Consider the following 10,776-nt stretch of genomic DNA (forward strand, 5'->3'; position numbering starts at 1 on the left):
AAATGATGCCGTTTAACCCTAAAATCATGCTCTTTATCGCATTATCGCTGCTGACGATCTCAATTAACAGTGCCAGCGCCAGCGAACGTTCTGAAAAAATTATCCAGGCAGGTCAGATCCGGGTCTGTATCTGGCCTGATTACTTTGCCATCAGCTATCGTAACCCCCGCACCGGGCAGTTGGAAGGGATCGACATCGATATGGCCCATGAACTGGCCGACTCGATGGGGGTCGGGTTACAGTTCGTAGAAAGCTCCTTTTCTAAGCTGGTGAGTAATCTGAAAAATGACGCCTGTGACATCGCGATGCATGGTGTGGGTATCAGAGACAGTCGCAAGCCCTTTATGGAGTTTTCACAACCCTATCTGGCCAGTGGAATCTATGCCGTCGGCACTAAGGATAATACCGGGATCAACCGCTGGGAGGATATTGACAGGACCGGTGTGGTGGTCGTGGTGCAGAAAGGCACCTATATGGAACCGGTAGTGAAACAGACTTTTAAGTATGCCAGTGTCTCCGTTGTTGATAGTTTTAAAGCCCGTGAACAGGAGGTGCTGAGCGGCAGGGCCGATGTGTTTATGACCGATTACCCCTATGGTAAGCGGATGGCTTCGCTGACGCAGTGGGCGGTGCTGATGGCACCGAAAATACCACTGGCAAAAACCTATTATGCTTATGCTGTACCAAAAGGAGAGATCGACTGGTTAAAAGAGGTGGATGATTTCCTTAAGGCGATGAAAAAGAGCAATAAGCTTTATCAGTCAGCAGTAAAAAATGGGTTAAATGAGATCGTGGTTACTGACTGAGTGTCTCTTTGCTTTTTGCAATAGAGGAATAAAAAAGGCTGATGTGTCATCACATCAGCCTTTTTTGCGTTGCATTCAGCGGGGGATTAGGGGAAGAGAGTCCCCTGTCAGATGTACTGCCCTTATTGCGCTTTAATTGGCCTGCATCCACTGATCCAGGCCGAGGATATCATCCGGGCTCAGCGTGCCCACCTGCTGTTTAAAACTGAACAGGTTCTGGATGTAATCGAAGCGGGCGTTGGCATAATCCCGTCTGGCTGAATAGAGTTGCTGTTCGGCCTGCAGCACATCGACAACATTTCGGGTGCCCACGTTAAAGCCCTCTTCCGTTGCTTTCAGGGCGGTCTCGCTGGAGAGAATGCTCTGTTTGCGGGCCGCTACACTGAGGACATTGGTCTGCAGGTTGCGCAGCAGGTTGCGGGTCTCCTGAATCACGGCACGCAGGGTATCGTCCTGTGTATAACGGGCCTGAGCAAAGCCGTATTCAGCCTGACGACTTTTCGAGCTGGTGGCACCACCGGAGAAGATCGGTACTGATAGCGTCAGACCGATCTGGTTGGTGTCTTCCCAGTTGTCATTGCCGGTAGGCTTACCTTTATCCCGATCATAACTGGCGGTCAGCGACAGGGTTGGCAGGTGGCCACTGGCGGCCGCCTGCGATTGACGTCGTGCCGCTTCAGTATTTGCCTGGGCGACTTTCAGTGACAGGTTGCCAGCTTGTGCTTTTTCAATCCAGGCCTGAGGATCGATTGGGCTGATATTCTCAATCGGGTACTCTTTGGAGAGGGGATCGATGCTGCCGACAGGCTCGCCTGTGAGCCGCTCGAGTTCCTGGAAACTGTTGTCCAGATCACCCTCGGCCAGGATTCTGGCAACCTTGGCATTGTCATAGGTTGCCTGAGCTTCCTGAACGTCGGTAATGGCGATCAGACCGACTTCAAACTGGGCGTTAACCTGGTCCAGACGGCGTTTGATCGCCCGTTCCTGAGCCTGCGCGGTTTCCAGGGCAGTCTGTGCTCTCAGGACACTGAGGTAACTGTTCACGACCCGCAGAATCAGAGCTTGCTGGGCCTGATCAAACTGCAGACTGGCCGCTTCAGATTGCGCCTCTCCCTGCTTATAGGTAAACCAGGAAGCTGCGGAAAACAGTGGCTGACTCAGGCTGACGGTATAACCGTGATTGTTGTAATCAGCGTTTTCCGCTTCGATCCAGGTGGTATTGCCGGTCAGTGAAATGCTCGGCAGCAATCCAGCCCGGCCTTGTGGCAGGGCTTCTTCACCCGCTTTGGCACCCGCCTCAGCGGCCTTCAGTTGTGGATCCTGATCGAGGGCCTGCTGATAGATCTCTGTCAGTGCTCCGGCGTTTACCTGGGGAGCAATCAGGGCACAACTGATGGCGGTCGCCAGCAGAGTACGGTGTATTGTACGTTGAGTTGCTTTCACTGCTCTGATCCTTGTTCCATTAGTTGATAGTCCGGCTCTACTTTTTTGAACAGACGCCGTCCCAGATAGCTGTAAACCGTTGGTACTATAAATAAGGTTAACAGGGTACCAAAGGTCAAACCACCGACAATTACCCAGCCTATCTGCTGCCGGCTCTCGGCACCGGCTCCAAAGGCGACTGCCAGCGGTACGGTACCCAGCACCATGGCGCCGGTGGTCATCAGAATAGGGCGCAGACGCATGGTTGCCGATTCAATAATAGCCTCTTGCAGCTCGCGTCCCTGATCCTGCAGCTGGTTGGCAAACTCTACAATCAGAATACCGTGTTTAGTGATCAGACCGATCAGGGTGATCAGACCGATCTGGCTGTAGATGCTCAGGCTGCCGCCGGAGAAGTACAGTGCAAAGAGACCACCAAACAGCGCCGGGGGGACCGAGAGCATAATGATCATCGGATTACGGAAGCTTTCAAACTGTGCTGCCAGCACCAGAAAGGTGAAGATCAGCGCTAATATAGCAGTGACCATCAGGCCGCTACCAGACTCTTTAAACTCCCGTGACTGTCCGCCAAAGTCGTACAGGGTTTCCGGGCTGATCTCTGCCATCTGTTGCTCAAGAAAATCCAGCGCCTGTTTCAGACTGTAGCCGGGTGCCAGAATCGCCTGAAACTTAACTGATTTCATTTTATCGAAGTGGTTCAGCTCCTTAGGCGCGACACTCTCGTTAATGTCCACCACCGAGCTCAGCTGCACCATCGTGTTGTCGTTGGTGCGCAGATACAGATTGCTCAGATCGCTGGGGCTGCGACGCTGGCTGGGTTCAACCTGCAGGATAACGTCGTACTGTTCCCCCTCTTTCTTAAAGCGGGTGACATTACGGCTCGCCATATAGGTTTCGATACTGCGTCCGATCAGGTTGATATCCAGGCCCATCTCTGATGCTTTATCCCGGTTCACATTCAGTGACAGCTCGGGTTTATTAAGCTTCAGGTCGATATCGGGTTGCACAAACCCAGGGTTCTTTAAGATCCGTGCCATCAACTGGTCAGAAATGGTTTTCAGCTCAGCATAATCGGTATTCGACTTGATGATGAACTCCACTGGCCGGGAGACAAAGCTTTGTCCCAGGGAGGGCGGATTCATGGCAAATGACATGGTACCGGTGACGCCGCCAAACAGCTGGGGTGTCAGCTCGGCAACAATACTCTGCTGCTTCTGTGTCCGTTCGTCCCAGGGCTTCAGGCCAAGGAAGGTCATCGAGTTGGTTTCAGTCGGGAAGCCGACGATGGTAAAGTAGCGATTGCCGCTGGGTTGTTTGGCAATCATTCCCTCAACCTGTTTGGCATAGCGGTCGACATAATCGACCGATGCGCCATCGGGAGAGATCGACATCGCCAGAATTGTACCCCGGTCCTCCACAGGCGCCAGCTCCTGCGGTAACTTAGTGTACAGCAGGCCGGCACCACCCAGGCTGACCGCCATAATCAATACCGCCAACAGACGTGAGCGCAGTACCTTCTTCAGCAGTGACTGATAGCCGTTGGTGAGACCCAGAATCCAGCCTTCAATGAGATTGAAGATCGCGCTGTGGCGTTTCTCATGATGTAGCAGGCGTGAGCACATCATCGGTGACAGCGACAGGGCGATAAAGCCGGACACCAGCACACCGCCAGCCAGCGTCAGGGCAAACTCAGTGAACAGCTTGCCGGTTCGTCCCGGTGTAAAGGCTACCGGTGCAAACACCGCGACCAGTGTCAGGGTGGTGGCAATGACCGCAAAGCCGATCTCTTTACTGCCTTTAAAAGCCGCCTGGATAGGCGATAAACCCTCCTCAACATGGCGGTAGATATTTTCCAGCATAACGATGGCATCATCGACCACCAGACCGATCGCCAGCACCATCGCCAGCAGAGTCAGGGTGTTGATACTGAAGCCCATCGCCAGCATCAGGGCAAAACTGCCGATCAGTGACAACGGGATCGTTATCACAGGAATCAGGGTTGCCCGCAGGTTTCTCAGGAAGAAAAAGATAACCGCGATAACCAGTACGCTGGCTTCAAAAATAGTTTTGAACACAGACTTGATCGACTCTGAGATAAAGATCGAGGAGTCATAAGCGATTTCGACATTCACCCCTTCCGGCAGCGCGGCTGTAATCTGCGGCAGACGCTCCTGAATACCGTTTGATACATCCAGCGGGTTGGCGGTTGATTGCTTCACCACCCCGAGGGCGACAGCTGATTTGCCTTTGAAACGTGATTTGCGACGTTCATCCTCCGGGGCGATCTCCACCCGGGCAACATCACGGACTCTGACCGCATAGTTGTTGTCATTACGGATGATGATATCTTCAAACTGTCCGACGGTGTTCAGGTCGGTTTTCGCCAGGACACTGAACTCCCGTTGATCGCTCTCAATACGACCGGCAGGAATCTCTACGTTCTGACTGCGCAAAGCGTTCTCAATATCCTGTGGAATAACCTGATAAGCCGCCATACGTGCAGGGTCCAGCCAGATGCGCATGGCAAAGCGGCGGTCACCGAACAGCATAACGTTGGCAACGCCATCTACCGTTTGCAAAGGGTCTTTAACCATCTTATCGGCAATCTGTGAGATCTCCATCATACTGTGATTGTCGGAGGAGAGTGCCAGCCAGAACACCGGTTGCGCGTCCGCTTCGGTTTTCGCTGTGATGGGTTCTTCTACATCATCGGGCAGGGCGCCCCGCACCCGGCCAACCCGGTCACGGACATCACTGGCCGCATCGTCAGGGTCACGGGTCAGCTTAAAGGTGACCGTGATCTGGCTTTTCCCCGAGCGGCTAACCGAACTGATGTAATCGACCCCTTCGATGCCTGACAGTGAATCCTCAATAATCTGAGTTACCTGCGTTTCTATAATCGATGAGCTGGCACCCGGGTAGTTGGTTTCAACGGTCACCACCGGTACATCAATCTTCGGATATTCCCGAACCGTCAGGCGATCGTAAGATACTGCGCCGACCAGTAATATCAGCAGACTCATAACAGTCGCCAGTACCGGTCGTTTGATACTGATTTCAGAAAGGATCATATTCAGGCTCCCGGTTGTTCAGCCGAAGGCTGCGCGGGTTGTTCTGTACCATCAACAAAAACAGGTGTGACAGGCGAGCCTGGGAATAGCTTGATCTGCCCGGCCGTTACGATCACCTGGCCTGTTTCAAGACCCTCGAGAATATTCACCTCACCTTCGCGACGCAGGCCCAGTTTAACCGGGGACATCGCTATTTTTCCATCGTTGACAGTCATAACGAAGAAGCTGTTGTTCTGGGGGATAATCGCCTCTTCAGGCACCATCACCGCGTTGTCATTGGTGCTGGTGATAATCTGAATGCGGGCGAACAGGCCCGGACGCAGCAGGTTGTCACGGTTCTCGATTCTGGCGCGGATAGCGATATTGTGGCTGCGCTCGTCGATGCTGGGGGCGATGGCGTAGATGGCACCATTGAATGTTTCACCCGGCAGTGCGTCAACCTGTACCTTAATCTGCTGCCCGTTATGGATATTAGCCAACTGATTTTCCGGCACCTTAAAGTCCACTTTCATGGTTGCGATATCGGTCAGCTCCACCAGATCCTGGCCAACGGTGACATAGTCCCCAGGGCTGAATTTTCGCAGTCCGATAACGCCGTCAAACGGGGCCTTGATAGTCATTTTATCCAGCTGAGTCTGAGCCACCTGCTGTTGCGCCTGATCCACCTGAAGCTGAGCCAGGGAGGAATCCATATCCTGTTGTGAACCTACTTTTTTCTTAACCAGACTGGCTGCCCGGTTGTAGGCGATACGGCTCAGATTAACACGGGCCTTACTTTCCTGAAGCTGAGCTTTGTACAGGGATGACTCAAGTACGATCAGCGTCTCACCCGACTTAACGGTGGAACCCTCGGTGAAAAGAACCTTCTCAACACTGCCGCTCTGTTCTGGTCGCAGGATAATTGATTCGTTGCCACTCAGACCACCGACCGCTTCGATCATATGGGTGAGTGATTTGCTCTGTACGTGGATTACCTCAGCGGGAAGTCCCTGAGCATGTACAGCAGGTGTACAGGTCAATATCAGGCTGAGGAGTGTAGGGGGCAAGAACTGTTTAAATTTCATTATTATCTCCATCCTTAGTCTCAGGATTATCCAATGGTGCATACAGTGTATAAATAACGTCGGCCACTTCTCGCAGAGGGGTGGTTGAAGCTTCAACTTTGGTGCGTAGCAGTGCGCCTTGCCAGCTATCCCAGAACAGTTGTGCCAGTGCCCTCGCGGAAAGGTCATTGCGGAAGCAGCCCTGTAACTGGCCCTCCTTAAAACTCTCTTCGATGCAGTCGATCACGCGGTTACAGGACAGACTGATAATCTCGCGAAATGAGTTACTGGCGTTACCTACCTCACCCATCAGGTTGGTTAATAAACAGCCTGTCGAATCAGGGTCATTCTCATAATCAGCGATGAACTGGTCGATCGCAAGGCGGAATCGCTCAAGAAGATTACCTTCGATGGCGTTGGTCCGTTTTTCCCATTTTGCATCTTCAAGCTGATGGCTGTATTCCAGCACTTCTACAGCAAACTGCTCTTTACTTTCGAAGTAGTTATAAAAAGAGCCTTTCGGCACCTGGCAGGTATCGAGAATCTCTTTCAGGCCGGTGCCGTGATAGCCTTTCCGATTGAATAGCTCCATGCCTGTTTGCAGAATCCTTTCTCGGTTGTGTTCATTGCGCTTCGGGCGGTTCATGTTAATTAGACCGGTCGTCTCATGAGTGGAAAAGCAATTATAGTTCCCACTGAATGAAATGCAATGTCGTTTAGATTAAAGTTTTTTGCTTACCGGAGCATGACCGGTGTTGCTGTTGCTCAGGGTATCTGTGATCAGCATAAAAAAAACCGGGCTTTGCCCGGCTTTTTGTTTAGCGATAGCTTTATTTTTCCAGCGCGGCTTTGATCCGGCTGATGGCATCGGCCAGTATTTCCATTGAGGTGGCGAAAGAGAGGCGCATATTTCCCGGTGCGCCAAACGCTGATCCCGGTACCAGTGCAACACCGGCTTCAAGAAGCAGGAACTCAGCCAGATCAATGTCGTTTGCAAAGCGATCATCTTTATCGATGATCTGTTGAAAACTTGGGAAGGCGTAGAATGTCCCGTCAGCCGGAATACAATCGACCCCGTCGATCTCGTTGAGTTTTTCAACCACGAAGTCATGACGCTGTTTGAACGCCTTAACCATCTCTTTCACACACTCCTGATCACCATCCAGTGCAACCTGCGCGGCAACCTGAGAGATCGACGTCGGGTTGGAGGTGCTCTGAGACTGAATCTTCTTCATCGCGCCAATCAACTGAGCCGGGCCTGCGGCGTAACCAATCCGCCAGCCGGTCATCGAGTAGGCTTTAGATACGCCATTGAGCACGATGGTGCGATCATACAGCTCAGGGCAGACATTCAGAATGTTGATGAATGGCGTTTCAGTGAACAGGATATGCTCATACATGTCATCAGTTGCGATCAGAACATCCGGATGTTTCGCCAGCACTTCCCCCAGGCCTTTCAGCTCTGCTTCTGTGTAAGCAACACCGGTTGGGTTGGATGGGCTGTTCAGCACCAGCAGACGGGTCTTGTCTGTGATCGCAGCTTCCAGTTGCTCCGGAGTGATTTTGAAGCGCGCTTCCTGGGTTGTGGTAACAATCACGGGTACGCCTTCGCCCATCAGCACCATGTCGGGGTAAGATACCCAGTAGGGTGCCGGGATAATCACTTCGTCGCCAGGGTTCAGCAGAGCCAGAGACAGGTTGAAAAAGCTCTGCTTACCGCCACAGGAAACCAGAATCTGATTGGCTTCATAGTCAAAGCCGTTGTCCCGTTTGAACTTTGCAATAATCGCTTTTTTCAGAGCGGGTGTGCCGTCAACAGCTGTGTATTTTGTGAAACCGTTGTTAAGGGCCTCAATAGCAGCGTTTTTAATGTGATCCGGGGTATCGAAATCAGGTTCGCCGGCCCCCAGGCCAATGATATTTTTACCCGCTGCACGCAGTTCAGCAGCGCGGTTAGTCACTGCCAGTGTCGGAGAAGGTTTAATGCTGTTAACGCGATCGGAGAGTTGCATTGTCCTAGCTGTATCCTCTGAAAAATGTGGCGCTGTACCACGGTGTGTTCAACCGATAAATGATACCGGAATCCGGGGTGCGGAAAAATCCTTTTCGACTCGAAATCAGATTAAAAGTAGTATTTATTTCAATAAAGAGGCAACTATTTTTGCAAAACAGATCAGCTCTGCTGACTGAAGGATCATTCAGCAGAAAATTTTTCTTACAGGTATAATAGTCCGCTTCAGTTTTTGGCCCGTAAAGATCATTTATGAAGCAGCGTTTTCAGGTTCAGTCAAAATTTCAGCCCGCAGGTGATCAGCCTGCTGCCATCGCAGGGCTGGTCAACGGAATTCAGGCCGGTCTGGCCTCGCAGACTCTGCTGGGGGTAACCGGTTCCGGTAAAACCTTCACCATTGCCAACGTAGTGGCTGAATTGCAGCGGCCAACGATCGTTCTGGCTCATAATAAGACGCTCGCCGCCCAGCTTTATGGTGAGTTCCGGGAGTTTTTCCCCAATAACGCTGTCGAGTATTTCGTATCCTACTACGACTATTACCAGCCAGAGGCTTACGTTCCCTCCTCAGATACCTTTATCGAAAAAGATGCGTCGATTAATGAGCATATCGAGCAGATGCGTTTGTCTGCCACTAAAGCGCTGTTGGAGCGTGAAGATGCCATTATCGTTGCCACGGTCTCTTCAATCTACGGTCTGGGTGACCCAAAATCCTATCTGGGGATGATGCTGCATCTGGACCGGGGAGATGAAGCGGACCAGCGGACAATTCTGCGTCGTCTGGCGGAGCTGCAATACACCCGTAACGATATCGAGCTGCATCGCGGAACCTACCGGGTTCGCGGTGATGTTATCGATGTGTTTCCGGCGGAGTCGGAAAAAGAAGCGATACGGATCGAGCTGTTTGATGATGAGGTGGAAAACCTCAGCTATTTCGATCCGCTGACCGGGGAGGTGCTACGGCGGGTTCCCCGCGCCACCATCTATCCCAAGTCTCACTATGTTACCCCGCGGGATATTCTGGTTGCCGCAGTGGACCGGATCAAGGAGGAATTGATCGAGCGGCTGAAGCAGCTGAGGGATAACGATAAACTGGTTGAAGCGCAGCGACTTGAACAGCGGACCCTTTATGATATCGAGATGATCATGGAGCTGGGCTATTGTTCAGGTATTGAAAACTACTCCCGCTACCTGTCAGGCAGGGACCCTGGACAGGCACCGCCCACCCTGTTTGATTATCTGCCGGATGATGCGCTGGTGGTGGTGGATGAGTCACACGTGACAATTCCGCAGTTAGGAGCGATGTATAAAGGTGACCGTTCCCGTAAAGAGACGCTGGTGGAGTATGGCTTTCGACTGCCATCCGCTCTGGATAACCGGCCCATGAGGTTTGAGGAGTGGGAAAGGCAGGCACCGCAGATGATCTTTGTTTCGGCAACGCCGGGTAAGTATGAAGCCGCAAACGCCGGCCAGATCGTGGAACAGGTGGTACGCCCCACCGGTTTGCTTGACCCTGAGGTTGAAGTGCGTCCGGCCCGCAATCAGGTGGATGACCTGCTGGGGGAGATCCATAAAGTTGCCGCAAAAGGCGAACGGGTGATTGTCACGGTGCTGACTAAACGGATGGCTGAGGATCTCACCGAGTATCTGGATGAACACGGTGTCCGGGTACGTTATCTGCACTCCGATATTGATACCGTAGAGCGGGTTGAGATTATTCGTGATCTGCGTATCGGAGAGTTTGATGTGCTGGTGGGTATCAACCTGTTGCGGGAGGGGATCGATATGCCGGAAGTGGGGCTGGTGGCGATTCTGGATGCTGATAAGGAAGGTTTTCTGCGATCCGAAACGTCTATGATTCAGACGATCGGTCGGGCGGCGCGGAATATCAATGGCCGGGCCATTCTCTACGCCGACCGGATTACCGGTTCGATGCAGCGGGCGATGGATGAAACCGGGCGTCGGCGGGAAAAGCAGATTATTCATAATCAGCTTCACGGTATCACTCCGAAGGGAATAATGAAGTCAGTTGCCGATATTATGGAAGGGGCTTCTGCCATTCCCGGACGTAAAGGCAAGTCGGCCCGTAAAGTGGCTGAGCCTGGCGCTGAATATCAGATTGATCCGAAACAGCTCAGTACCGCTGAATTGGCGAAAACCATGAGTCGCCTGGAAGATCAGATGTATGAAGCGGCAAAAAATCTGGAGTTTGAAAAAGCTGCGCAATACCGCGATCAGCTGGAAAAGCTCAAGCACAGCGGATTATAAAAATAGATTGACTAGTGTAGTGTTTCACTCTTGATGATTCTTAATGTATCCTCAGCTCAAATACCCTGAGAGAATCGGACTTATCGCATGCGAATTGCCACCCCTATTGTGCTTACTGAAGAAGAAAAGGCTGAGCT

The 10,776-nt window shown here is 52.1% G+C and carries 7 protein-coding genes; 2 read left to right on the forward strand and 5 right to left on the reverse strand.

What is annotated here, in order from left to right; all coding sequences use genetic code 11:
- The first annotated feature begins 2 nt into the window (after positions 1 to 2).
- Positions 3 to 806: a substrate-binding periplasmic protein gene (locus JW499_RS17205; protein ID WP_232846486.1), complete on the forward strand. Its 804-nt coding sequence runs from the start codon at positions 3 to 5 to the stop codon at positions 804 to 806.
- A 132-nt stretch (positions 807 to 938) separates the two neighbouring features.
- On the opposite strand, the gene JW499_RS17210 is transcribed toward JW499_RS17205, so the two are convergent.
- The 5 genes from JW499_RS17210 to JW499_RS17230 all read right to left on the reverse strand — a co-directional run bounded on the left by JW499_RS17210 (position 939) and on the right by JW499_RS17230 (position 8,375).
- Positions 939 to 2,249, reverse strand: coding sequence for a TolC family outer membrane protein (locus JW499_RS17210; protein WP_332874020.1), 1,311 nt, complete (start codon positions 2,247 to 2,249; stop codon positions 939 to 941).
- The gene (locus tag JW499_RS17215; protein ID WP_205211740.1) at positions 2,246 to 5,320 is read right to left on the reverse strand and encodes an efflux RND transporter permease subunit; all 3,075 of its coding nucleotides are present in this window, start codon (positions 5,318 to 5,320) and stop codon (positions 2,246 to 2,248) included. Before JW499_RS17215 ends, JW499_RS17210 begins: the two co-directional genes overlap by 4 nt.
- A gap of 2 nt (positions 5,321 to 5,322) precedes the next feature.
- On the reverse strand, positions 5,323 to 6,384 hold the full coding sequence (locus JW499_RS17220) for an efflux RND transporter periplasmic adaptor subunit (RefSeq protein ID WP_232846487.1): 1,062 nt from the start codon (positions 6,382 to 6,384) through the stop codon (positions 5,323 to 5,325).
- Positions 6,374 to 7,009: a TetR/AcrR family transcriptional regulator gene (locus JW499_RS17225; protein ID WP_205211742.1), complete on the reverse strand. Its 636-nt coding sequence runs from the start codon at positions 7,007 to 7,009 to the stop codon at positions 6,374 to 6,376. Before JW499_RS17225 ends, JW499_RS17220 begins: the two co-directional genes overlap by 11 nt.
- 184 nt (positions 7,010 to 7,193) lie before the next feature.
- On the reverse strand, positions 7,194 to 8,375 hold the full coding sequence (locus JW499_RS17230) for a pyridoxal phosphate-dependent aminotransferase (protein WP_205211743.1): 1,182 nt from the start codon (positions 8,373 to 8,375) through the stop codon (positions 7,194 to 7,196).
- Positions 8,376 to 8,626: 251 nt separating this feature from the next.
- On the opposite strand from JW499_RS17230, the gene uvrB reads away from it, so the two are divergent.
- A complete protein-coding gene (gene uvrB, locus JW499_RS17235) occupies positions 8,627 to 10,639 on the forward strand; it encodes an excinuclease ABC subunit UvrB (protein WP_205211744.1) in 2,013 nt (670 codons plus the stop codon).
- Positions 10,640 to 10,776: the final 137 nt, after the last annotated feature.

The organism is Amphritea pacifica (genome assembly GCF_016924145.1).
Lineage (GTDB): Bacteria > Pseudomonadota > Gammaproteobacteria > Pseudomonadales > Balneatricaceae > Amphritea > Amphritea pacifica.

What these genes read in the sequence shown, in the direction of transcription:
- JW499_RS17205 (WP_232846486.1), top strand. Translation starts at nt 3, where the DNA reads ATGATGCCGTTTAACCCTAAAATCATGCTCTTTATCGCATTATCGCTG.
- JW499_RS17215 (WP_205211740.1), bottom strand. Translation starts at nt 5,320, where the DNA reads ATGATCCTTTCTGAAATCAGTATCAAACGACCGGTACTGGCGACTGTT.
- JW499_RS17220 (WP_232846487.1), bottom strand. Translation starts at nt 6,384, where the DNA reads ATGAAATTTAAACAGTTCTTGCCCCCTACACTCCTCAGCCTGATATTG.
- JW499_RS17225 (WP_205211742.1), bottom strand. Translation starts at nt 7,009, where the DNA reads ATGAACCGCCCGAAGCGCAATGAACACAACCGAGAAAGGATTCTGCAA.
- JW499_RS17230 (WP_205211743.1), bottom strand. Translation starts at nt 8,375, where the DNA reads ATGCAACTCTCCGATCGCGTTAACAGCATTAAACCTTCTCCGACACTG.
- uvrB (WP_205211744.1), top strand. Translation starts at nt 8,627, where the DNA reads ATGAAGCAGCGTTTTCAGGTTCAGTCAAAATTTCAGCCCGCAGGTGAT.